This window comes from Photorhabdus sp. CRCIA-P01 (genome assembly GCF_003545805.1).
Classification (GTDB): Bacteria; Pseudomonadota; Gammaproteobacteria; order Enterobacterales; family Enterobacteriaceae; genus Photorhabdus; species Photorhabdus antumapuensis.
Window position 1 is genome coordinate 43882 of the sequence record NZ_NMQR01000021.1, and the last position, 25039, is coordinate 68920.

A 25039-nucleotide genomic window follows, 5' to 3' on the forward strand; every position below is an offset into this window, starting at 1 on the left:
TTTTGCTATCAGTTAATTGAGGTTTGTATGAATGAATTGCGTATTGGCTTGGTATCCGTCTCTGATCGTGCATCGAGCGGTGTTTATCAGGACAAAGGGATTCCGGCATTGGCGGAGTGGTTGAAAAGCGTGATTACCACCCCTTTTCAGATAGAGACTCGTCTGATCCCGGATGAGCAAATCATCATTGAACAAACCTTGTGTGAGCTGGTGGATGAAATCGGTTGTCATCTGGTTTTTACCACCGGTGGAACCGGTCCCGCACGTCGGGATGTGACGCCTGATGCCACATTAGCGGTTGCAGACCGTGAAATGCCGGGCTATGGCGAGCAGATGCGTCAGATTAGTTTGCAATTTGTTCCAACGGCAATTTTATCCCGTCAGGTTGGCGTTATCCGCAAGCAGTCTCTTATCTTGAATTTACCAGGGCAGCCAAAAGCAATCGCGGAAACGCTAGAAGGCTTGAAAGACGAAAATGGCAACGTTCTGGTATCCGGCATTTTTGCCAGCGTGCCGTATTGTATTCAATTGCTGGATGGCCCATATGTGGAAACCGATAATAAGGTAGTCGTGGCTTTTAGGCCGAAGAGTGCTCGGCGTTGAATGAATTTATCGAATTAATGGCTTCCTGAATGTGCCCACTAATAATGATTTCGTAAGAAACGTCGGCCTTTTGTGACAGCCACAATGCCTTTAGGATCATCGTCGTTAGCCGATGTACTTAAACTCGTCAATGCAATAATGACCAGTGTAAAGAGTAAGGTATAGAGCATTTGATCCATAAATGGCATCGAAAACGGCATAAATTTCAGGAATAAGGCAAAAGGTATTGATAAAACCACACCAATTATTGCCCCCTTACTGGTTGTTTTTTTCCAGAATAAGCCAAGTAAAAACACGGCTAAAATACTTGGGCTGACAAGGCCGGTATATTCCTGAATATATTGGAATGCTTGGTTAATGCCACCAAGCATTGGCGCGACAAAACAGGTGATGGCAAATAAAATAGCTCTATTGGGATAGGCATTTAGTGTAATCGTTTACATTTGCGTGATTGATATCTCAGATTAGCATTAATGCCCGTTGTTAAACTGTGTTCAGCCTGAGTATTAATAAAGATTTTCATAATCGGTGTTGAAGAATATAAAAAGTAGAGACTGCTATGCCTAATAAGATAACATTCAATCCTGTTGAACATCCCCATCGTCGTTATAATCCGCTAACCGGGCAATGGGTTTTGGTTTCTCCTCATCGGGTGAAGCGGCCGTGGCGTGGGCAGGATGAGCAGACATTGATAGATAATATTCCTAACTATGATGAGCAATGTTTTCTTTGCCCATCAAATACACGCATTTCCGGTGATAAAAATCCTGCTTATCAAGGAACCTTTGTTTTTAATAATGATTTTTCGGCTTTAATACCCGACTCACCTGATGTTCCCCAATCGTCTCACCCGTTATTTAAAATACAAGGAGTACGAGGATTAAGTCGTGTGATCTGTTTTTCTCCTGATCACAGTAAGACATTGCCGGAATTGACAGTTGAACAAATTCGTCAATTGATTGATACCTGGAATGAACAACTTGAGATATTGGGTAAAGAGTATCTCTGGGTACAATTATTTGAAAATAAGGGCGAGATAATGGGGTGTTCTCAGCCTCATCCGCATGGACAAATTTGGGCGAATAGTTTTTTACCCAATGAAATTGAACGTAAAGATAAACAGCTACGTAACTATTATCAAGAAAATGGTTCCAATTTACTGATGGATTATGTTCAGGCTGAATTAGCTGATGGTGAACGGGTGGTGGTCGATACAACCCATTGGTTGGCAGTTGTGCCTTATTGGGCAGCATGGCCCTATGAAACTATGTTGTTACCAAAAGTTCATGTTCGTCGTATGAATGAATTAACGGATGAACAGCACGATGATTTGGCTGTTGCGCTTAAAAAGCTGACGAGTCGTTATGACAACTTATTTCATGGCTCTTTTCCCTATTCGATGGGTTGGCATTTTGCGCCGTTTTTTGAACAAGGCAGCGATATTGAACATTGGCAACTGCATGCACTTTTCTATCCGCCATTATTGCGATCGGCCACTGTGCGAAAATTTATGGTGGGCTATGAAATGCTTGCTGAAACACAACGTGATTTAACGGCAGAGCAAGCAGCTCAGTTTTTGCGTGCGGTGAGTGATGTACATTATAAGGAATAACAATATAAAGAGTAATAATGCTCATTATCGAGTGGCTGATACCATATTTGAGAATAAGGTGATGAAAAATTTAATTAAGCGTGTTAAAGATGTTTTTGATTTAGTATTTCATTATATGCCGACACATATTATTCAAGCGCCCGGTCGGGTGAATTTAATTGGAGAACACACGGATTATAATGACGGCTTTGTATTGCCCTGTGCTATTAATTACCAAATTATGGTTGCTGCCGCGAAGCGTGAGGATAATATTATCCGTGTTGTTTCGGTTGATTATGATAATCAGTTAGACGAGTTTGATATTAGCCAATCTATTACATTTCATGAAAGTAATATGTGGGCTAATTATATTCGCGGTGTTGTAAAATGTCTGCTCAGTCGTGGGTATATATTTAACGGGGCAGATATTGTGGTAGCAGGTAATGTGCCGCAAGGGGCGGGGTTGAGTTCATCGGCTGCATTGGAAACAGTTATTGGTCAAACAATTAAAAATCTTTACCACTTAGATATTAGCCAAACGGAAATTGCCTTAAATGGGCAGCAAGCTGAAAATGAATTTGTCGGTTGTCATTGTGGCATTATGGATCAATTAATTTCCGCGCAAGGTAAGAAAAATCATGCGTTATTAATTGATTGTCGTCATTTAACCACGCAAACCGTATCTATGCCGAAAGATATTGCAGTTATGATTATTAATTCAAATAAAAAACGGGAATTGGTTGGAAGTGAATATAATATTCGTCGGGCCCAATGTGAACAAGCAGCGGCATTATTTGAGGTTAACGCTTTGCGGGATGTGGCATTAGATGAATTTGAAAAACGGAGTGTTGAGCTTGATAGCATCGTGGCTAAACGTGCACGCCATGTCATCACAGAAAATGAACGTACACTTCTGGCAGCAAAAGCGTTGGCAGAGGGAAATATGCCATTAATCGCGGAACTTATGGCGCAATCACATCAGTCAATGCGTGATGATTTTGAAATTACCGTACTTGAAATCGATACTTTGGTTGATATTGTGCAGCAAGCCATTGGTAAACAGGGAGGAGTGAGAATGACCGGTGGCGGGTTTGGTGGTTGCGTAGTGGTTTTAGTCCCACAAACTTTGGTTGATGTGGTTAAGGCAGCGGTAGAGCAACACTATTTTGCGTTGACAGGTCTGAAAGAGACTATTTATGTGTGTCAGGCTTCGGACGGGGCAAGTCTGGTTGAAACAGGGTAGGCAATAAAATGGCAGATGCTTACTTTGAATTATTGAACATTGAAAAAAATAGGATAGCAATACGTTGGTAACGGACTGGAAGAGGGGAAGAAAAAATTTTCCTTCTCCCAATCCACGATTTATTACTGTTTTATCTCGCCAATAGGCAGAATGGTGCGGCCATACTGTTCATTCAGTACTTCCGCCATTGCCAAATAAAATGCGCTGGCGCCACAAATTATCCCTTCATAACCGGCAATCGTTAGAAGAGCGGTATTGCCGGTAAAGTTGCCAATAGCTAACAAAGCAAATAACAGCGTCAGACCACCAAAGATAAACTGTAGTACGCGGTTAGCCTTGAAGGTGCCAAAGAACATAAACAGAGTAAACACACCCCACAGGCCAAGATATACCGCTAAATATTGGCTGCTGGTAGCTTCCGCCAGTCCCATTTTGGGTAGAAATAATAACCCGACTAGACTGAGCCAAAACAGGCCATAAGAGGTGAAAGCAGTTGCGGCAAAGGTATTGCCTTTCTTATATTCAAAAAGCCCTGCCAGTACTTGAGCCAGGCCGCCGTAGAAAATGCCCATGCTCAGGATAACGGATGCCAGTGGAAAGAAACCTGCGTTATGCAGATTAAGCAAAATAGTTGTCATGCCAAAGCCCATCAAACCCAAGGGGCCGGGATTAGCCAATTGATTAGCGCTCATATAAGTCCTCTGAAAGAAAATCGCAAAAGTCATAAATAGCAAAGGTGGCGAATCATAATGATCTGTCAGCAAGGAAACAATGACCTGTGAAATAATAAAAAGGTTTTTTTTTCTCATCCCCCTTGATGATGGCTTTAACGGCCCCATCTTATAATCAACCGCAGTTGCTAATCGCTGTCCTATACAGCCGGTGTATAAAGCAAAGGTGAGGAATCGTGTAGAGGCATAAAAATGGGTGCCATTGAAAAGCAGAGAGTTATCCTCATATTGATTAGCAACTTGACTGATTACGAATTTCTTTGGAGGCGTTTAGATGGGTAAAATTATTGGTATCGACCTGGGAACTACCAACTCTTGTGTAGCTATTATGGATGGCACGACAGCTCGTGTGCTGGAAAACAGCGAAGGTGATCGCACAACCCCTTCCATCATTGCTTATACCCAGGATGGTGAAACTCTGGTTGGTCAACCGGCTAAACGTCAGGCTGTTACTAACCCGCAAAATACGTTGTTTGCTATTAAGCGTCTGATTGGACGTCGTTTCCAAGACGAAGAAGCGCAACGCGACGTAGCTATCATGCCATACAAAATTATTGCGGCAGATAATGGCGACGCATGGCTGGAAGTGAAAGACCAGAAAATGGCTCCTCCTCAGGTTTCTGCTGAAGTTTTGAAGAAAATGAAGAAAACAGCGGAAGATTATCTGGGTGAGCCAGTGACTGAAGCGGTAATCACCGTACCTGCATATTTTAACGATGCTCAGCGTCAAGCAACCAAAGATGCTGGCCGTATCGCAGGTCTGGAAGTAAAACGTATTATCAACGAACCAACCGCGGCTGCACTGGCTTATGGCTTGGACAGAGAAGTGGGTAACCGTACTATCGCGGTTTATGACCTCGGTGGTGGTACTTTCGATATCTCTATTATCGAAATCGATGAAGTTGACGGCGAAAAGACGTATGAAGTGCTGGCAACCAACGGTGATACTCACTTGGGTGGTGAAGACTTCGACAGCCGTATGATCAACTATCTGGTTGACGAATTTAAGAAAGATCAAGGCATTGATCTACGTAACGACCCATTGGCAATGCAACGTCTGAAAGAAGCGGCGGAAAAAGCAAAAATTGAGCTCTCTTCCGCACAACAGACCGATGTTAACCTGCCATATATCACCGCGGATGCAGCCGGTCCTAAGCACATGAACATCAAAGTGACTCGTGCGAAACTGGAATCACTGGTAGAAGACCTGGTTAAACGTTGTATGGAGCCTGTACGGGTTGCATTGCAAGATGCTGGCCTGTCAGTTTCTGATGTGAACGATGTCATTCTGGTGGGTGGTCAGACCCGTATGCCAATGGTACAGAAAGTGGTTGCTGACTTCTTCGGTAAAGAGCCACGTAAAGACGTGAATCCTGACGAAGCGGTAGCAATGGGTGCTGCGGTACAGGGCGGTGTTTTGGCCGGTGATGTGAAAGATGTCTTGTTGCTGGATGTTACACCACTGTCTCTGGGTATCGAAACGATGGGTGGCGTAATGACTCCCCTCATTGTGAAAAACACCACGATCCCGACCAAACATAGCCAAGTGTTCTCTACGGCGGAAGACAATCAGTCTGCGGTAACTATCCATGTGTTGCAGGGTGAGCGTAAACGTGCCGGTGATAACAAATCTCTGGGCCAGTTCAATCTGGATGGTATTCAGGCAGCACATCGTGGTATGCCTCAGATTGAAGTGACTTTTGATATTGATGCTGACGGTATTTTGCATGTATCCGCTAAAGACAAAAACACCGGTCGCGAACAGCAGATCACCATTAAGGCATCTTCTGGTCTGAATGAAGAAGAAATTCAACGGATGGTTCGTGATGCAGAGGCTAACGCTGAATCTGATCGTAAATTTGAAGAATTGGTACAAACACGTAACCAAGCAGATCAACTGGTTCACGGTACTCGTAAGCAAGTAGAAGAAGCGGGTGACAAGCTGCCAGCAGAAGATAAAACTGCGATTGAAAGTGCTATCACTCAGCTAGAAACCGCAGCGAAAAGCGAAGATAAAGCGGATATTGAAGCGAAAATTGAGGCTTTGGTTCAGGTTTCCGCTAAGCTGTTGGAAATCGCTCAGCAGCAGGCTCAGGCTGGTGCAACCGCAGACGCGGGTGACAGTGCGAAGAAAGATGACGACGTTGTAGACGCTGAATTCGAAGAAGTTAAAGATAAAAAATAATAGCCCTTAGCGGGCGCGGTGACAGTTAGATGATGACAACTGTTGCTGATTAACCGGCACGGGCGTCGAGGGAACTCTGCGCCCGTGTGCGCATGTTAAGGGTAAAATAAGAGATGGCGAAAAGAGATTATTACGAAGTTTTGGGGGTTTCCAAAACAGCGAGCGAAAAAGAGATTAAAAAAGCCTATAAGCGGCTGGCGATGAAATATCATCCTGATCGTAATCAGGGTGATAAAGAGGCGGAAAGCCAATTCAAAGAAGTTAAAGAAGCTTATGAAATTCTGACGGATGACCAGAAACGGGCTGCTTATGACCAATATGGTCATGCTGCTTTTGAACAAGGCGGCATGGGCGGTGGCGGTGCTGATTTTAGCGATATCTTTGGTGACGTTTTCGGTGATATCTTCGGTGGTCGTCGTCAGCAGCGTCCAAGCCGCGGTGCTGATTTGCGTTACAGCATGGAGTTGACGCTGGAAGAAGCGGTTCGTGGTGTGACCAAAGAGATCCGCATCCCGACACTGGAAACTTGTGATACTTGTCATGGTAGCGGCGCTAAAGCAGGAACCAGCCCTGTAACCTGCTCAACCTGTCAAGGTGCTGGTCAGGTTCATATGCGGCAGGGGTTTTTCACCGTTCAGCAACCTTGTCCACATTGTCATGGCCGTGGTCAGATCATTAAAGATTCTTGCCATAAATGTCATGGTCATGGGCGAGTTGAAAGATACAAAACCCTGTCTGTTAAGATCCCGGCGGGTGTGGATACCGGTGACCGCGTTCGTTTGAGTGGTGAGGGTGAAGCAGGAGCTAAAGGTGCTCCCGCAGGTGATCTGTACGTTCAAGTACAGGTGAAATCGCACCATATTTTTGAGCGTCAAGAAAGTAATCTCTATTGTGAAGTCCCGGTTAACTTTGCAATGGCGGCACTGGGCGGAGAAATCGAAGTACCAACCCTTGATGGCCGTGTGAAACTGAAAATACCTGCTGAAACCCAGACAGGTAAAATGTTCCGCATGAAAGGCAAAGGTGTTAAATCTGTCCGTGGTGGCATTCAGGGTGATTTACTGTGCCGGGTAGTGGTAGAAACGCCAGTTAAATTGAATGAAAGACAGAAAGAGTTACTGCGCGAATTGGGTGAATCTTTCGGTGGTGCCGGCGAAGAAACGAATAGCCCACGTTCTAAAAGTTTCTTCGATGGCGTAAAGAAATTCTTTGATGATTTGACCAAGTAACAGTCGATATCTCCACATATATAGAGCTGGATTGCTAAATAAAGCTCGAATTACTGGCAAAAAGTCCTCGTTTCAAATGAGGACTTTTTGTTTGAATTGGAAATTATAAACTAACAGTAATTTGTGTGAGTAAGTTATAAGCATCCTCCTCTTTCGGTGCCACTGATGGGTGATGAGTATACGATAAACTATTAGTCCAATAGATTCCGTTGTAAACACGATAGGTATCTGGTCCTCTTGGTAAAAGGGCATAGTCATTTTCTGCGGCCACAGTGATATTGTTATAAAGCAAAATAAGTGGAATCGTGAGTAAAAGAAATTTATTGGTTATTCTCATTTTTTTCCTCCGGGGCTTGAAGGATATTGCCGTGACTGCTTATCACCTTTTTGTACCAACTAAAACTTTTTTTACGCCGCCGTTCCAGTGTTCCATTGCCTTGGTCATCGCGATCGACATAAATAAACCCGTACCGTTTTGACATTTCCGCTGTAGAGGCGCTGACCAAATCTATTGGCCCCCATGAGGTATATCCTAATAATTGAACGCCATCTTCAATGGCTTCTCGTATCTGAAATAAATGATCGTTGAGATATTTAATACGATAATCATCAATAATAGAGCCATCGTCTTGAATAACATCTCTGGCACCCAAACCGTTTTCAACAATAAATAGGGGTTTCTGGTAACGGTCATATAGCATATTGAGAAGATAGCGAATACCTTGGGGATCGATTTGCCATCCCCATTCCGAGCTGGACAGATAAGGATTTTTCACTGGATTAATGATATTCCCCGAAGTCTTGATAATCTCAGGATTTGTCGTCGCACAGCTACTCATGTAGTAACTGAAAGAGAGGAAATCAACGGTTTCTTTGAGTGCTTTTTTATCTTCATCTGTGATATCAAGTGTAATATTTTGCTCTTCAAATAGACGGGACATATAGGATGGGTAATATCCACGAGCTTGTACATCAAAGAAGAACAACCATTCGCGATTCTTTTTCAATGATTCTAATACATCATCGGGATGACAAGTTAATGGATAATATGGTGCCGCTGCCACCATATTACCTATTTTTGCATCAGGAATAATTTCATGGCAGGCTTTAACTGCTTTAGCACTGGCAACTAATTGATAATGTAGCGCCTGATAAATATCTTGAATTTTACTTTTTTCTGGTAATCCCGCGCTGGTAAAACAAGAGAATAGAGACATATTAATTTCATTGAATGTCAGCCAATATTTTACTTTATGTTGGTAACGTTCAAAAACAGTTCTGGCATAATGGTCAAAAAACGCAATGGTTTCACGATTTCCCCAACCACCATATTTTTTTACTAAGCCATAAGGCATTTCAAAATGGGAAAGCGTAATCAATGGTTGAATATTATATTTTATCATTTCGTCAAACAGGTGATCATAAAAAGCCAAACCATTTTCGTTCGGTATTTTCTCATCTCCTTCAGGAAATATACGTGTCCAGGCGATAGAGGTTCTCAGGCATTTAAAGCCCATTTCAGCAAATAGCGCAATATCCTCAGGATAACGATGGTAAAAATCGATGCCAATATCCTTAATATGAAAATAACCTAAATTGCGTTCCAGGCTGTGACTAATGACTCCATAGGGTTGCATATCTGAGGTTGATAACCCTTTGCCATCTATTTGATAGGCTCCTTCAACTTGATTTGCAGCCAGTGCTCCTCCCCAAAGGAAGTTCTTTGGAAATTGTTTTTTCATGATTTGCCTCTTGTTAATTGCTCGTTAAACTTGGAAGATATCCTCTTAATATGATTCTTCCTCTTAGAGTTTAAATTAATTTTTTGTACGGGATGTTATTGGTGAAGCTTTTACTTCTGATGGTAAACCGAATAAATAGGTTGCGATACAGGAGAAGATAAATGAACCTAACGAACCTAATATGACACTCCAGAAAGCACTATCCATGCCGGAGGGAGAAATGAATGAGGTAAACGCAAAGATACCCATGCCGCCAACGTTATATGCTGTTCCTGAATAGAAACCGACAATGGCTCCGCCAAGTGCCCCGCCAATACAACCGATAATAAATGGGCGTTTTAGTGGCAGTGTGACACCATAAATAGACGGCTCAGTGATGCCAAAGAGGCTTGATATCAGTGCGGTACCTGATAATGTTTTCATATTCTTATCTCGTGTACGCAAAAATACCCCCAGAGTTGCACCTGCTTGACCAAATATTGCTGGCTGGAGCAGTGGAGAGAGCATATCTTTTTTCTGGGTCATCATATTATTGATCATTATTGGGATAAGTCCCCAATGTAGACCGAAAATGACACAAACTTGCCACAATGCGCCCATCAAGAGTCCAGCAATGACCGGATTTAATTGATAGAAAAAGAGATATCCCGCTGCCAGGCTATCACTAAGCTCTGTTGCTATAGGGCCAATAACTAGAAAAGTCAAAGGAACCGTAATCAATAGACATAGGAAAGGTGTGGCAAACATTTTGAAGGAGGAATGAAACCAACTGTTAAACTTCTTTTCCAGTAAGCAGCTAAACCATGCTGATAAAATAATGGGAACAACGGTTGAGCTGTAATTAATGAAAGTAATAGGAACACCAAGGAAATTGAGATGAATAGCGGGAGTTTGCGAAAGTTTAAATGCCTCAGTCATGGTTGGATAGGTTAAAGCTGCCCCGATAACCATAGTAATAAAAGGGTTGCCTCCGAACCGTTTACCTGCGGTATACCCTAATAAAATAGGCATGAAATAGAGCATTGCATCGCCGGTAGCATATAAAATTTTATAGGTACCGCTGTCTATGCTCATCCAATGGAATACGTTGGATAAAGCGAGAATGCCTTTAATTAATCCGGCTGCGACCAATACACCTAATAGGGGGGTAAAAATACTGGAAATAATATCAATGGCGACATCAAGAATACGTTTTAAGCCTCTGGAGTTATCTTGTTTTATCTCTTGCTGTGAAGTTGGGTTTTGTTTAACCTCGGCTTCTTCTGCATCATCTTGTAAATATTTACGATCAATATCGTCGTAAACATCGCCTACATGGCTACCAATGACCACCTGATATTGCCCACCACTCTCTACTACAGTAATAATTCCCGCAGTCTGTTTGAGTAATTCGCTATTGGCCAGGCTACTATCTTTAAGTTTAAACCGTAAACGAGTGGCACAATGGACCAGGCTAGATATATTCTCTTTCCCGCCTATTGCGCTGACTATTTTCTCAGCCAGACTTTCGTATCTCATTGGACTTCCTCTTCATTTAATACGCTGAAAACAGCGAAAGGCCAAATTCAAGCCAAAAAAAAACCTAACCCACCATCTACAATAGCCTTGGGAATAAGGGGACTGTAGCGTGATGGATTAGGTTTTGCCCGACATCAGTTACAACTAAGTCGGTAACAAGCCTATATCAATAGGCTAAAAACTAATTACTCATTGTAACATTTGCAAGTCATTAAATGTAATTTTGGTTAAAATGTGATGTTTATCATAAATATCCTAAGCAGGTTGAATACGTTGCTGTGTCGTTGACTTTATAAAAATTATGCCTTAGCCTGAAAGATAACATAATGAATATAGTGTACAGGAGTGCTACTGAGCAGATCAGGCACAACCAGGTCACAAATATATTTCACCTATTTCTATAGGTTGGTGTAGATAATGGTTTATCCTGTAAGGTATCTCTTTTGTTAACGATAGTAAAACTCATAAATAATAATGTCGTTCTTGCCATTGATGAGAATAATAATGAAGTTATTCTAATGGACAAGGGCATAGGCTTTAATAGAAAAAAAGGTGATAGGCTGAATATTCAAGATGTTGCAAAAGTTTTCACTATTGAAAAGCACGATAAAATTAATCAAATTCTTGCGGCTATTCCAATCTCAGTTATAGAGCTAACCGAGAAAATTATCGCATTAGGGAAAGATCTTCTTGGCAAATCTCTCAACGATTCATTACTCATTACTTTGTCGGAACATTTAAACTTTGCATTTGAGCGTATGAGTAAAGGATATCAGATTGGTAATGTCTTACAATGGGAGATCCCTCACCTTTACCCGTTAGAATATGAAGTCGGTAAACAGGCGCTTATCCATATTAATGACCAGATTGAAAAGCCATTACCGCCGATAGAAGCCTCATTGATTGCCTTGCATTTTGTGAATGCGCAATATGAAGGGCAAACGATGGGAGATACATTAAAATTAACGAATTTGATTAATAAAACGGTTAAACTCATTCACTACTATTTTCATGTTAACCTTGATACAACATCTGTGAATTACTCTCGTTTTATTACGCATTTGCGCTATTTCCTGATTAGACAAAATAAAAATGAGCATTCTTCCGCGATTGAGATGGATTTTTCTCTGCAAGAGTTGATCGAAGAAAAGTATTTCAAAAGCTACAACTGTGCAGTTAAGCTCATTAAATATCTGAGGGGAAAATACCAATGGAAAGTGCCCGATGATGAATTGATTTATTTAGTCATTCATATAGAACGGGTGGTTAATGATAGTTATAAGAGCAGAGATTTATAATTAAGTGGATCATCAAATAAGGGGCAATCTCCAGTAGTATTAGATGAGAGTATATTTATGTGATTTGGATTTTTTTTGGTAATAGATTAGAGGTGGGGGATAAGATGAATGATGAAGATTTTGCAGAAGAGATCATTATGTTTCTTGGCGGAGGAGGAAATATAAATAAAAGTTGGCATTGTGTTACCCGATTGCGTTTTAATATTATAGATGATAGTAAAGTAGATATTGCAGCGATAAAAAAAATGCAGGGAGTTATGGGGGCACGTTTTCACTGCGGGCAATTACAGATAATTATTGGTAATAGAGTTGTTGAAATATTTAGTGAAATAATTAAGCAATTAAAAGAAAATAAAGGAAATCCTGATGGTTCAAAAAAGGGTTTCATTAGTCATATTCTTGATATCATTTCAGGCATATTTGTTCCGATATTGCCAGCAATTGTAGGGGCGGGTTTACTTAAAGGTGGATTGATTTTTTTATATATGATGGATTGGGTTTCAGAGCAGAGTAATGAGTATAAACTATTATATATTCTTTCTGATACACCTCTCTATTTTTTGCCTGTTCTTTTGGCTTTTTCAGCGGCAAGAAAATTTAAAACAAATGAATTTATTGCAGCCACGTTAGCGTGTATTTTAATTTATCCAACATTGTCCGACCTTGTGAGCAGTTCTGGTAGTGGATATTTTAGTGTATTTGGTATTACTGTTCCCGCTATTCATTATAGTTATACTGCCATTCCAATTATTTTAGGTGTTTGGCTGCTCAGTTATATTCATCGATGGGTCGATAGGTTTATTCCGACGATATTAAAGATAATATTTACACCATTATTGGTCTTATTAATTTCTGCACCTATTCTATTGATTATTGCTGCCCCGTTGGGAAATACAATGGGTTTGTATCTTGAAAAGTGGCTTTTAATATTATTTTCCGTGGCTGGGCCATTTGCGGGATTATTGTTAGGCGGATTAATACCTATTTTAGTTATTACTGGGGTGCATTATGCTTTTTTGCCGAGTGTTTTTGCTAATTTTAAATCTCTCGGATACGATTTTATGTTATTACCCATCAGTTTTGCTAGTAATATTGCACAAGCTGGTGCGACATTAGCAGTTGCAATTAAAACTAAAGATAGACAAATGAAATCATTAGCTTATTCAGCTTCATTCTCTGCTTTTTTAGGCGTAACTGAACCCGCAATGTATGGTGTTACACTTAAATTAAGGAAACCTTTTTATGCCGCATTAATCGGGGGCGCAGTTGGTGGGGCTATTGTGGGTATTTTCTCTGTGAAAATATTTGCTTTTAGTGTACCAGGATTAGTGTCATTACCTTTTTATATGCAAAGAGGTAGTAATAACTTTATTTTTATTTTGCTTGGCATTGTTAGTAGTTTCTTAGTGGCGTTTATATCCACTTTATTTATGAAGTTAGAATCTAATGTTGATTCTATAGTATTAATAAAGCCACGCTTTTCAAAAAAGAAGAAAATCACATTACGTTCTCCGATGACTGGTACAATAAAACCTCTCTCAAGTGTACCTGATGATACTTTTTCTGAAAAAATTATTGGTGATGGTATTGCTATTATTCCTACCGAAGGTGTGGTTAAGGCGCCTTTTAATGGCAAGGTTTCAATGATTACGCCGACTGGACATGCTATTGGTTTGATTTCCGATCAGGGAGTGGAATTATTAATTCATATTGGTATTGAAACGGTCGGTTTACAAGGAGCAGGATTTAATTTGAAAATTATAGAAGGGCAGAGAGTGGTTGCTGGCGAGGTATTAGTTAATTTTGATCTGGAATTTCTTCAAAAGAATAAAATTCAGATTATATCGCCAATTATTGTCACCAATAGCGAGGAATATCACTCAATAATGCCGACTAAAAGAAAAAGTGTTATTGAATGTAAAGATGATTTATTGGTTATTAGTCGATGTTAATTTTCTTTTCAAGTAATTGATGTATCTTGATAATATTCTTAATATTTGTTTTTGTATTTAAATATTGCAATATATACCTAATAGATTTCGAGTTGCAGCGAGGCGGCAAGTGAATGAATCCTCAGGAGCATAGATAACTATGTGACTGGGGTGAGTGAAAGCAGCCAACAAAGCAGCAGCTTGAAAGATGAAGGGTATAACCCGTTTTAATATCCACTGATTATCCATTCTGCTTTCTTGTTATTATTGTGTTTTTTTATTTTATCTGTGGAATTTTTAGAGATTATCTAGTTATATAAATTATGAAAAAAATATATTTTTCATAATATGAATTCATATCGAATACAAATACTTTGCGATGAAAAATCAAACAATTAATATTGACAATTAACCCTAAAGGGGCTAGTTTTTATTATGTAATATATAAGGTAGCGGAATGGCCGCAGCCTGGCATCCCTAAAACAAGGAAGAACGATGAGCACTAATAAAATGACTACTGCTGAACTCGAAAAAATCCATGCTGAAATAGCAAAATTAATAGCGGAAACAACAAAGATAAATCGTGAGTCCATGTGGTATCCGATTGTCGTCGCCTCCGGCCTTATTGGCGCGGTAGCTACCATCACAACTCTATTGCTCAAATTTATTTAATTAATTAGCACCGAGAGGGGCTTTGTTCTGGAATACCTATGCGACTGATTGACAATTATTCTCCTCCTACTACTGAAGATCTCGTTAAGCTTAAGGAAGAATTAGGTTTCACAGGAGAACAAATGGCCGATTTAGCGGGAGTTTCCGGTAACAACCAATGGAGAAAATACACGGGTGGGAAGATGCCACGTGTTATTTCTCCGCACATTCTATTCTATATAGCAACACAGTTAACACTATCAGAAGATGATTTAAACCGCATTTTGGTTAAGATGCGGGAAATTGGTGCTAATGTAAGATAAATAGGGTCTCCCTATTTAACGATTTACTCTGATTGATAATCTATTTTATTGAGATGTAGATCATCAATAGATCGGTTATAGCGAATTATTCTGGTTATAAAATCGATTTTTTTCGAAACCATAGCTAGAGTACCATTTAAGGCCGATCAGTTTCAGAGGTTAATCATCGTGACAGCAATTATTCGTCAATTCCTGAAATTAGAAGCGGCTGGAGGGCTCCTTCTTATCATTACCGCCATTATTGCGCTGATAATGGCAAACTCGCCATTACAGGGTATTTATCAGCAATTTCTTAATATTTCGGTGGTAGTGCAATTCTCTGCACTGGAGATCAATAAGCCCTTATTGTTGTGGATCAATGACGGCTTAATGGCTGTCTTCTTTTTGATTGTTGGTCTGGAAGTCAAGCGGGAATTGCTGGAAGGTTCTTTGGCAGGGCGCGATAAAGCAGTATTTCCGGTGATAGCGGCGATAGGTGGTATGGTCGCTCCGGCACTGATATATCTACTATTTAATGGCAATGATGAGTTTACTCGTCAGGGATGGGCTATTCCCGCGGCAACCGATATTGCTTTTGCCCTGGGTGTGATGGCGCTATTGTCTAAGCGAGTACCAACAGAACTTAAGGTTTTCTTGTTGGCGCTAGCGATTATTGATGATCTGGGCGTTATCGTGATTATCGCTCTGTTTTATACCAAAACTGTTTCTCTTGTGGCGCTTGGACTGTCAGCAGCAATGATGGCTTTGCTGGTTTGGATGAATTGGCGTGGTGTCGAAAAAACATCGGCTTATCTGGTTGTTGGCGCTATCCTTTGGGGTTGCATCTTGAAGTCGGGTGTTCATGCAACGCTGGCTGGCGTCATTGTTGGTTTTCTGATTCCTCTGCGTGGTCAGAATGGTCATTCACTATCTGAATCACTTGAGCACAGTTTGCATCCTTGGGTGGCGTATCTTATTTTGCCATTATTTTCCTTTGCCAATGCAGGTGTAGCCCTGAATGGCGTTACGTTAAATGGTTTGACCGATATATTACCGTTAGGCATTGCTGCGGCGCTGTTTCTTGGTAAGCCATTGGGAATTTTTCTTTTTAGCTATATTTCTATTAAGATCGGATTTGCTAAATTGCCACAGCAGATTAATCTTAAACAGATATTTGCGGTTTCTGTTCTCTGTGGAATCGGTTTTACTATGTCTATCTTTATTTCAGGATTGGCTTTTGAAGGAGTCGATGAATCTTTCAGTACCTACTCCCGTCTTGGCATTCTGATGGGTTCAACCATCGCTGCGTTTATGGGTTATGGCTTGTTACGAATGGTCTTACCAAAGAAAAAGTGATGGCAGAGTGGTGATAAATTCATTAATTTAGCCAAATGAAGTTCTACATTTTAGAGAAAATTTCTGGACTGACTCATCATTTTTGTATTTGCGGTACAACAACTAAAATTGTATCGCGGATACTTTATGTAGTGAAAAAACAGAAAATCACCGGGAGACGGTGGATTAGTAATGTATGGCTGCATTGTCTACCAGACGAAAGCGATACATAAGGAAAAACGTATGCGGGTGTCACATCTGAATTTTAATCATCTCTATTATTTCTGGCATGTTTGCAAGGAAGGATCTGTGGTTGGGGCGGCAGAAGCGCTTTATCTAACACCTCAGACGATCACGGGACAGATAAAAGCGCTGGAAGAGCGTCTGGGAGGGAAACTGTTCAAACGTCAGGGCAGGGGATTAGTGCCATCAGAGCTAGGGCAGCTTATCTTCCGCTATGCGGATAAGATGTTTATGCTGAGCCAGGAGATGTTGGATATCGTTAACTACAGCCGTGAATCTAATCTTTTATTTGATGTTGGTGTTGCTGATGCACTGTCCAAACGTCTGGTTAGCCAGGTCTTGGAAACGGCGGTTGTGGAACATGAGCAGATTCATCTACGTTGTTTTGAATCAACCCATGAACTGTTGCTGGAACAACTCAGCCAGCACAAACTCGATATGATATTGTCTGATTGCCCGGTGGATTCTTCTCAACAGGAAGGGCTGTTCTCAGTAAAACTGGGTGAATGTAATGTGAGTTTCTTCTGCCGACAACCTATCCCGGAAAAACCTTTCCCGGAATGTTTGGAGGAACGTCGCTTATTGGTCCCAGGGCGTCGCTCTATGTTAGGGCGTAAATTATTGACTTGGATACGTAATAAAAATCTTCAGATTGAAGTGCTCGGTGAGTTTGATGATGCCGCGTTAATGAAAGCGTTTGGTATGTATCATAATGCGATTTTCGTGGCGCCATCTTTGTATGCTAATGATATTTTTGCAGATAATGATATTGCCGAAATTGGTCGGTTGGATGCCGTGCAGGAAGAGTATTATGTGATTTTTGCTGAGCGAATGATTCAACACCCGGCTGTTCAAAGGGTATGTAATAAAGATTTTTCCGCGTTGTTTAATGTGCCATCTAAGAAGCGTACTTAAAAAATAATTGATAATAACTGCAAATACAAAAAAACCGGCGTAGGCCGGTTTTTCCGTAATCCAAACGCAAATTATTGCATTGCGTTGATTTGCGCTGTCAGATTAGATTTATGACGTGCGGCTTTGTTTTTGTGGATCAGACCCTTACAGGCGTGACGATCGACAATAGGTTGCATGTCATTAAATGCTTTCTGTGCAGTTTCTTTATCGCCAGTAGCGATAGCAGCATATACCTTCTTGATAAAGGTACGCACCATGGAACGACGGCTAGCGTTATGCTGACGACGTTTTTCAGACTGAATGGCGCGTTTCTTAGCTGATTTGATATTAGCCAAGGTCCAACTCCCAAATATATTCTATCGAGGACAATTCAAAGGCCGAGGAATATGCCTGTTCAACCTTCTTTTGTCAATGGATTTGTGCAAATAAGCGCCGTTGTACCGCGGCAACTTGCTTCGTTGTGATGGCGCAGGATTTTATCAGCTTACTTAGTGGGAATACAGTCTTTCACAATAAAAATCTTATTGAATAGTCCAGATAGAAATAAAATGAATATTTTTCGGGATTCCTGCTCGTTTTTGTTGTATGAATCAGGGCTATTGATTTAAATCATCTTATGATGGTGGGTTAACCTTGAGCTTTGTACAAGGTATAATTTGGCAATTTCCAGGGTATTGAGCCAGCTATGGAGCTAATTCGCGGTATACGTAATATCCGGACATGTCAGCGCGGTTGCGTGTTGACGATTGGTAATTTTGATGGTGTCCACAGAGGTCATCAGGCACTACTGAAACACTTAAAACACGAAGGGCAGCGTCTGGGATTACCAGTAATGGTCATGATTTTTGAGCCACAACCCTTGGAGTTTTTTGCTAAGGGTGGTGCTCCCGCGCGTCTGACGAGATTGAGGGATAAAGCCAAATATCTCGCCCAATGTGGAGTGGATTATTTATTATGCGTGAAGTTTGACAGAAATTTTGCGGCAAATACGCCAGAAGCTTTTGTTTCACGGTTGCTGGTGGAAAAATTGGGTGTTAAGTTCCTCGCTGTGGGAGATGATTTTCGTTTTGGTCAATCTCGCAGTGGTGATTTTGCCTTTTTGCAGCGAGCCGGTGAGACATACGGCTTTGATGTAACCAACAGTGAAAGTTTTTGTGATGATGGTTTGCGGATTAGCAGCACAGCTATCCGTCAAGCACTGCAAGATGATGATTTGGTGTTAGCCGAAACATTATTGGGACATCCATACAGCATTTGTGGCCGGGTCGTTCATGGTAAGCGACTAGGGAACACTATTGGTTTTCCAACAGCAAATTTGCCGTTAAAACGATTAGTGGCTCCGGTACAAGGCGTTTATGTTGTTGAAGTCTATGGTTTGGGAGGCCAGCCTTTACCGGGTGTTGCCAATATTGGTACACGTCCAACAGTCTCTGGTCAGGGTCAACAACTTGAAGTACATCTAATTGATACCCAAATGGATCTCTATGGGCGTTATATTGATGTGGTGTTACGTAAAAAATTGCGTAATGAACAGCGGTTTGCTTCCCTTGATGCACTCAAGCAGCAAATTGCGAATGATTTGGTTGCTGCGAAGGAATTTTTTAAGCAGCTACCTGTGTCATGTATCTAGCGGAAAATTGGAATTGAGAATCGAATGAGTGACTATAAAAATACCCTGAACTTACCAGAAACAGGGTTTCCAATGCGCGGAGACTTAGCAAAGCGCGAACCAGACATGCTAAAACGTTGGTACAAAGATGAGTTGTATCAGGTAATTCGTAAAGCAAAAGCCGGTAAAAAAACATTTATTCTGCATGACGGCCCTCCTTATGCGAACGGCAGCATTCATATTGGTCACTCAGTCAATAAGATTCTCAAAGATATTATTATTAAATCCAAAGGGATGGCGGGATATGATTCACCATATGTCCCTGGTTGGGATTGCCACGGTTTACCCATTGAGCTTAAGGTTGAGCAGATTATTGGTAAGCCGGGGGAAAAATTTTCCGCCGCTGAATTTCGTGCCGAGTGCCGCAAATATGCCAAAGAGCAGATCGAAGGTCAGAAGAAAGACTTTATCCGTCTGGGTATATTCGGTGACTGGGAACGTCCATATTTGACGATGGACTTTAAGACCGAAGCTGACATTATTCGCGCATTAAGCCGTATTATCGCTAATGGTCATTTGTTGAAAGGCGCCAAGCCTGTTCACTGGTGTACCGATTGTCGTTCATCACTGGCCGAAGCGGAAGTTGAGTATTATGACAAAACTTCGCCATCGATTGACGTGCGTTTTAATGCGGTTGATGTAGCAGCCATTTGTGAGAAATTTGGCGTGCAGGCATCAGATCAACCCGTTTCTTTGGTGATCTGGACAACCACGCCGTGGACATTGCCGGCTAACCGGGCGATCGCTTTGCATGCTGAATTTAACTATCAATTAGTACAGATTGAGGGTGAATGCCTGATCCTGGCTGCTGATTTGGTAGAAAGTGTGATGAAGCGCACAGGTATAACTTCGTGGGCAGTATTAGGGAGTTGTGCGGGTGCGGCGTTGGAACTATTGCGCTTTAAACATCCATTTATGGGCTTTGATTCACCAGTTGTACTGGGTGATCACGTGACTTTGGATGCGGGTACCGGCGCTGTGCATACGGCTCCAGGTCACGGCCCGGACGACTTCGTTCTCGGTCAGAAATATGGTTTAGAAGTTGCAAACCCGGTTGGCCCGAATGGCTGCTATCTGTCGGGTACTTATCCTTCTCTGGATGGCATGTTTGTCTTTAAGGCGAACGACATCATTACTGATATCCTGCGTGAAAACCATGCGTTGTTACACTTGGAAAAATTACAGCATAGCTACCCTTGCTGCTGGCGCCATAAGACACCGATCATTTTCCGTGCCACGCCACAATGGTTTGTCAGCATGGATCAAAATGGTCTGCGCAAACAATCGTTGCAAGAGATCAAAGGGGTTCAGTGGATCCCGGGTTGGGGTCAGGCCCGGATTGAGGCAATGGTTGAAAACCGTCCTGACTGGTGTATTTCACGCCAACGTACTTGGGGCACGCCGATGTCTCTTTTTGTCCATAAAGAGACGGAAGAACTTCATCCACGCACTGTCGAGCTGATGGAAGAAGTTGCTAAACGTGTTGAGGTTGATGGTATTCAGGCGTGGTGGGATCTGGAACCAGCCGAACTGCTGGGCGATGACGCGGCTAACTACGTCAAAATCTTTGATACGCTGGATGTCTGGTTTGATTCTGGATCAACGCATTCATCAGTTGTTGATGCCCGCCCTGAATTTCAGGGTAATTCTGCGGATATCTATCTGGAAGGTTCAGATCAGCATCGTGGCTGGTTTATGTCTTCCCTGATGATCTCCACCGCAATGAAAGGCAAAGCGCCTTACCGTCAGGTACTGACACACGGTTTCACGGTGGATGGTCAGGGTCGTAAGATGTCTAAGTCTATCGGTAACACTATCAGTCCACAGGATGTGATGAATAAATTAGGGGCGGATATTCTGCGTCTATGGGTTGCATCTACCGATTACACCGGTGAAATTGCGGTATCGGATGAGATCCTGAAACGTTCTGCCGATGCATATCGCCGTATCCGTAACACAGCGCGTTTCCTGCTGGCAAACCTGAATGGTTTTGATTCTGAACAACATAGGGTTAAACCGGAAGAGATGGCTGTGTTGGATCGCTGGGCTGTAGGCCGTGCTCAGGCTGCTCAGGCAGACATTATAAAATGTTACGATGAGTATGATTTTCACTCTGTTGTTCAGCGTTTAATGCAGTTCTGTTCCGTGGAAATGGGGTCGTTCTATCTTGATATCATTAAAGACCGTCAGTATACCGCGAAGGGCGATAGTCTGGCTCGCCGTAGTTGCCAGACTGCGCTGTATCATATTGCGGAAGCACTAGTTCGCTGGATGGCGCCTATCCTCTCCTTTACTGCTGATGAAGTTTGGAATGAGTTGCCTGGCAAACGTGCTCAATATGTGTTTACCGAAGAGTGGTACGACGGCTTGTTTGGTCTGGCCGCAGGCGAACCAATGAATGATGCTTTCTGGGCTGATTTGTTGGCTGTGCGAGGTGAGGTTAACAAAGTTCTGGAGCAGGCACGTGCGGACAAACATATCCGTAGTTCACTGGAAGCCGCGGTGACGCTGTACGCCGATAATGAATTGGCGGACAAACTGAATAGCCTTGGAGATGAAGTGCGTTTTGTTCTGCTAACATCTCAGGTTGTTGTAGCAGATTATGAGCAGGCTGGTGAAGATGCGCAACAAAGCGAAATCGGTAGTTTGAAAATTGCTTTCCGCAAAGCGGATGGCGAAAAATGTCCTCGTTGCTGGCATTACGCTAAAGATGTGGGATTGGTGGCGGAACATGCAGAACTTTGTGGCCGCTGTGTAACTAATGTTGCCGGTAACGGCGAAGAGCGTAAGTTTGCCTGATGAATAAACCCATTTGCTCCACCGGCCTTCGCTGGCTTTGGTTAGTTGTTGTGGTATTGATTTTGGATCTGGGTAGTAAGCAGTTAGTGTTGCAACACTTTCATCTGTATGAATCCGTTCCATTGATACCTTATTTTAATCTGACTTATGCCCAGAATTTTGGGGCGGCTTTCAGTTTCCTGGCAGAGAAAGATGGTTGGCAGCGTTGGTTCTTTGCATTCATTGCTGTTGCTATTTCAGTTGTGTTGACGGTGATGATGTATCGTTCCAGTGCAAAGAAGAAACTGAGTAATATCGCTTATGCCCTGATTATTGGTGGAGCATTGGGTAATCTGTTTGACCGGTTGGTTCATGGTTTTGTCATCGATTTTATTGATTTTTATGTCGGTGATTGGCACTTTCCAACTTTTAATATCGCCGATATGGCGATATGTATCGGGGCTGGATTGGTTATCATTGATAGCTTTCTAAGCCCGGATGAAAAGACCATCAAAGTGGGATAAGTAAGATGTCAAACCAGGTGCAGGTGGATAGTGCGGTTTTACTGCACTTCACTTTAAAACTGCAAGATGGCTCTATTGCCGACTCCACTCACACTCAGGGCAAACCTGCATTATTTCGTTTAGGTGATGGAACCCTTTCTTCACCTTTGGAACAGCAGCTTACTGGGCTAAAAGAGGGAGATCAACATACCTTTACTTTGGCTGGTGAGGCTATATTTGGTAAACCGAATCCTGATCTAATCCAATATTTTACTCCGCGTGATTTTGCCGAAACGGGTATTCCTGAAATTGGCACTATAATGTTATTTACGGCAATGAATGGCAGTGAAATGCCGGGCATAGTCAAAGCCGTAGCAGAAGAATCCGTGACGGTTGATTTCAATCACCCGTTAGCTGATCAGAACGTTACGTTTGAAATTGAAGTGTTGGAAATTGATCCCCAATTGGAGGAAAACCATGCAGATATTGCTGGCTAACCCCCGCGGTTTTTGTGCCGGTGTTGACCGTGCTATCAGTATTGTGGAACGTGCACTGGAATTATATGGTGCGCCGATCTACGTTCGTCATGAAGTTGTGCATAACCGTTATGTTGTAGATAACCTGCGCAAGCGGGGTGCTATCTTTATTGAAGAAATTTCAGATGTACCGGATGATGCGATTCTGATTTTTTCGGCACATGGTGTTTCACAGGCTATTCGTGCTGAAGCGCGTTCTCGCAATTTGACCATGTTGTTCGATGCGACTTGCCCGTTAGTGACGAAAGTCCACATGGAGGTCGCAAGAGCCAGCCGCAAGGGCAAAGAAGCTATTCTGATTGGTCACGCTGGACATCCCGAAGTTGAAGGGACAATGGGTCAGTACAACAATGCGGAAGGTGGAATGTATCTGGTTGAATCTCCGGAAGATGTATGGAACTTGAAAGTCAAAGATGAAGACAACTTGTGTTTTATGACTCAAACCACGTTATCCGTTGATGATACTTCAGCAGTGATTGATGCACTTAATGCACGATTCCCAAACATCGTTGGTCCCCGTAAAGATGATATTTGTTATGCGACGACTAATCGTCAGGAAGCGGTGCGAGATTTGGCGTCTGATGCCGATGTTGTCTTGGTTGTGGGTTCGAAGAATTCATCTAACTCTAATCGTCTCGCTGAGTTAGCTCAGCGGGTTGGTAAGCCTGCTTATCTGATAGATTCTGCTGAGGATATTAAAGAGGAGTGGATTACCGGTACCTCTCTGATTGGTGTAACCGCTGGCGCTTCGGCACCGGATATTTTAGTTCAGCAAGTTATTGAACGCCTGAAAAATCTTGGGGCTGAGTCCGTCAAGGAATTACATGGTAGGGAAGAAAATATTGTGTTTGAGGTACCGAAAGAGTTACGTGTTGAAGTCAAAGAAATTAGCTAAATAATCATAATAAATAAGAATAAAGTAGCGTATTTTCTCTTTATTTAAAAATATTCATCTGACTGATCATCGTGTTAAATATAGTGAGGGCTTATGGCTGATACAGATATTCGTGTTGCTATTGTTGGCGCTGGTGGGCGTATGGGACGTCAGTTGATTCAGGCCACTTATCAATTAGATGGTGTGGTTCTTGGCGCAGCTTTGGAACGTTCCGGTTCTTCTCTGATTGGCGCGGATGCCGGAGAGTTGGCGGGTATTGGTCATACAGGTGTGACTGTTTGTGATGACCTGAAAAGTATCGTTGATAATTTTGATATCCTTATCGATTTTACCCGCCCGGAAGGAACGTTGACTCATCTTGAAATTTGTCACCGGAACGGTAAAGCGATGGTGATCGGTACAACAGGCTTTGATGAGGCGGGTAAGCAGGCAATTAAAGAGGCTTCTGCTGATATTCCGATTGTATTTGCCGCGAATTTCAGTGTTGGTGTAAATCTGGTGCTTAAATTATTGGAAAAAGCAGCGAAAGTGATGGGTGAGTATAGCGATATCGAAATTATCGAAGCGCATCACCGCCATAAAGTGGATGCACCATCAGGAACAGCTTTAGCAATGGGAGAGTCTATTGCTCATGCTTTGGGGCGGGATCTTAAAGCGCGTGCTGTCTATGCCCGTGAAGGTTATACCGGTGAACGTGATCCGAAAAGTATTGGTTTTGCGACTATCCGTGCCGGGGATATCGTGGGTGAGCATACCGCTATGTTTGCAGATATTGGGGAGAGAGTAGAGATAACTCATAAGGCTTCCAGTCGGATGACGTTTGCAAATGGCGCTGTAAAGGCTGCTCTATGGCTAAGTGGTAAAAATAGTGGCCTTTTTGATATGAAAGATGTGCTAAATCTCGATTTACTTTAAAAAGCTATTTTTGTAATTTATTGATATCGCATAATTAAATGTTTTATTATGCGATTTTTAATTTCTTTGTTTAATTTTATTATTTTTTGGTTTGTTTTTTCTATTTTTATCTTGTTTATAACCTTAATTTTCTGCTTTCTTCTCCTTTTTATGATTATTTTCAACTTTTCATATGAAAATCAAATCTTCTATGCTCATTACCGTTTTATAAATTAACTTTATTGCT

At 42.0% G+C, this 25039-nt stretch carries 22 protein-coding genes; 17 read left to right on the forward strand and 5 right to left on the reverse strand.

Features of this window, described 5'->3' with window-relative positions; translation table 11 throughout:
• The first annotated feature begins 27 nt into the window (after positions 1–27).
• On the forward strand, positions 28–603 hold the full coding sequence (mog, locus tag D3222_RS13685; protein ID WP_118986655.1) for a molybdopterin adenylyltransferase: 576 nt from the start codon (positions 28–30) through the stop codon (positions 601–603).
• A gap of 38 nt (positions 604–641) precedes the next feature.
• Here mog and D3222_RS13690 read toward each other — a convergent pair whose 3' ends face one another.
• Positions 642–974 (reverse strand): sodium:solute symporter family transporter, encoded by a 333-nt coding sequence (locus D3222_RS13690; RefSeq protein ID WP_232832518.1) that lies wholly within the window; start codon positions 972–974, stop codon positions 642–644.
• Positions 975–1162: 188 nt separating this feature from the next.
• Between D3222_RS13690 and D3222_RS13695 the strand changes: the two genes are divergently transcribed.
• Positions 1163–2215 carry a UDP-glucose--hexose-1-phosphate uridylyltransferase gene (locus tag D3222_RS13695; RefSeq protein ID WP_118986656.1) on the forward strand — a complete coding sequence of 351 codons (1053 nt, stop codon included), beginning with the start codon at positions 1163–1165 and terminating at the stop codon, positions 2213–2215.
• Between the two features lie 61 nt (positions 2216–2276).
• Complete coding sequence (gene galK / locus D3222_RS13700; RefSeq protein ID WP_118986688.1) at positions 2277–3437, forward strand: galactokinase; 1161 nt, start codon at positions 2277–2279, stop codon at positions 3435–3437.
• Between the two features lie 122 nt (positions 3438–3559).
• On the opposite strand, the gene satP is transcribed toward galK, so the two are convergent.
• A complete protein-coding gene (gene satP / locus D3222_RS13705) occupies positions 3560–4129 on the reverse strand; it encodes an acetate uptake transporter (protein ID WP_118986689.1) in 570 nt (189 codons plus the stop codon).
• Between the two features lie 313 nt (positions 4130–4442).
• On the opposite strand from satP, the gene dnaK reads away from it, so the two are divergent.
• Together dnaK and dnaJ are read left to right on the forward strand one after the other, a co-directional pair.
• Positions 4443–6353 carry a molecular chaperone DnaK gene (gene dnaK / locus D3222_RS13710; RefSeq protein WP_118986657.1) on the forward strand — a complete coding sequence of 637 codons (1911 nt, stop codon included), beginning with the start codon at positions 4443–4445 and terminating at the stop codon, positions 6351–6353.
• Between the two features lie 113 nt (positions 6354–6466).
• Positions 6467–7582: a molecular chaperone DnaJ gene (gene dnaJ, locus D3222_RS13715; RefSeq protein ID WP_118986658.1), complete on the forward strand. Its 1116-nt coding sequence runs from the start codon at positions 6467–6469 to the stop codon at positions 7580–7582.
• Between the two features lie 320 nt (positions 7583–7902).
• On the opposite strand, the gene D3222_RS13725 is transcribed toward dnaJ, so the two are convergent.
• The gene (locus D3222_RS13725) at positions 7903–9324 is read right to left on the reverse strand and encodes a glycoside hydrolase family 1 protein (RefSeq protein WP_118986660.1); all 1422 of its coding nucleotides are present in this window, start codon (positions 9322–9324) and stop codon (positions 7903–7905) included.
• Positions 9325–9399: 75 nt separating this feature from the next.
• Positions 9400–10842: a PTS transporter subunit EIIC gene (locus tag D3222_RS13730; protein WP_118986661.1), complete on the reverse strand. Its 1443-nt coding sequence runs from the start codon at positions 10840–10842 to the stop codon at positions 9400–9402.
• A gap of 443 nt (positions 10843–11285) precedes the next feature.
• Between D3222_RS13730 and D3222_RS13735 the strand changes: the two genes are divergently transcribed.
• The 6 genes from D3222_RS13735 (at position 11286) to nhaR (ending at position 17517) form a co-directional block, all read left to right on the forward strand.
• The gene (locus D3222_RS13735; protein ID WP_118986662.1) at positions 11286–12140 is read left to right on the forward strand and encodes a PRD domain-containing protein; all 855 of its coding nucleotides are present in this window, start codon (positions 11286–11288) and stop codon (positions 12138–12140) included.
• Between the two features lie 104 nt (positions 12141–12244).
• Entirely contained in the window at positions 12245–14092 is a 1848-nt protein-coding gene (locus tag D3222_RS13740; protein ID WP_118986663.1) for a beta-glucoside-specific PTS transporter subunit IIABC, read from the forward strand.
• Positions 14093–14566: 474 nt separating this feature from the next.
• Entirely contained in the window at positions 14567–14743 is a 177-nt protein-coding gene (locus D3222_RS25075; protein ID WP_157975329.1) for a hypothetical protein, read from the forward strand.
• Positions 14744–14781: 38 nt separating this feature from the next.
• Positions 14782–15045: a helix-turn-helix domain-containing protein gene (locus tag D3222_RS13745; protein ID WP_118986664.1), complete on the forward strand. Its 264-nt coding sequence runs from the start codon at positions 14782–14784 to the stop codon at positions 15043–15045.
• 168 nt (positions 15046–15213) lie between these two features.
• The gene (gene nhaA, locus D3222_RS13750; RefSeq protein ID WP_118986665.1) at positions 15214–16380 is read left to right on the forward strand and encodes a Na+/H+ antiporter NhaA; all 1167 of its coding nucleotides are present in this window, start codon (positions 15214–15216) and stop codon (positions 16378–16380) included.
• 222 nt (positions 16381–16602) lie between these two features.
• Positions 16603–17517 carry a transcriptional activator NhaR gene (gene nhaR, locus D3222_RS13755; protein ID WP_118986666.1) on the forward strand — a complete coding sequence of 305 codons (915 nt, stop codon included), beginning with the start codon at positions 16603–16605 and terminating at the stop codon, positions 17515–17517.
• Positions 17518–17588: 71 nt separating this feature from the next.
• On the opposite strand, the gene rpsT is transcribed toward nhaR, so the two are convergent.
• A complete protein-coding gene (rpsT, locus tag D3222_RS13760) occupies positions 17589–17852 on the reverse strand; it encodes a 30S ribosomal protein S20 (protein WP_118986667.1) in 264 nt (87 codons plus the stop codon).
• A gap of 350 nt (positions 17853–18202) precedes the next feature.
• On the opposite strand from rpsT, the gene ribF reads away from it, so the two are divergent.
• From ribF to dapB, 6 genes are all read left to right on the forward strand, one after another.
• On the forward strand, positions 18203–19147 hold the full coding sequence (ribF, locus tag D3222_RS13765; RefSeq protein WP_118986668.1) for a bifunctional riboflavin kinase/FAD synthetase: 945 nt from the start codon (positions 18203–18205) through the stop codon (positions 19145–19147).
• A 24-nt stretch (positions 19148–19171) separates the two neighbouring features.
• Positions 19172–21985 (forward strand): isoleucine--tRNA ligase, encoded by a 2814-nt coding sequence (gene ileS / locus D3222_RS13770; RefSeq protein WP_118986669.1) that lies wholly within the window; start codon positions 19172–19174, stop codon positions 21983–21985.
• Entirely contained in the window at positions 21985–22488 is a 504-nt protein-coding gene (lspA, locus tag D3222_RS13775; RefSeq protein ID WP_118986670.1) for a signal peptidase II, read from the forward strand. The genes ileS and lspA overlap by 1 nt, the downstream gene beginning before the upstream one ends.
• Positions 22489–22493: 5 nt before the next feature.
• A complete protein-coding gene (fkpB, locus tag D3222_RS13780; RefSeq protein ID WP_118986671.1) occupies positions 22494–22964 on the forward strand; it encodes an FKBP-type peptidyl-prolyl cis-trans isomerase in 471 nt (156 codons plus the stop codon).
• Complete coding sequence (gene ispH, locus D3222_RS13785; RefSeq protein ID WP_118986672.1) at positions 22945–23898, forward strand: 4-hydroxy-3-methylbut-2-enyl diphosphate reductase; 954 nt, start codon at positions 22945–22947, stop codon at positions 23896–23898. The genes fkpB and ispH overlap by 20 nt, the downstream gene beginning before the upstream one ends.
• A 93-nt stretch (positions 23899–23991) precedes the next feature.
• Positions 23992–24813, forward strand: a complete 822-nt coding sequence (gene dapB, locus D3222_RS13790) for a 4-hydroxy-tetrahydrodipicolinate reductase (protein WP_118986673.1) — start codon at positions 23992–23994, stop codon at positions 24811–24813.
• Positions 24814–25039: the final 226 nt, after the last annotated feature.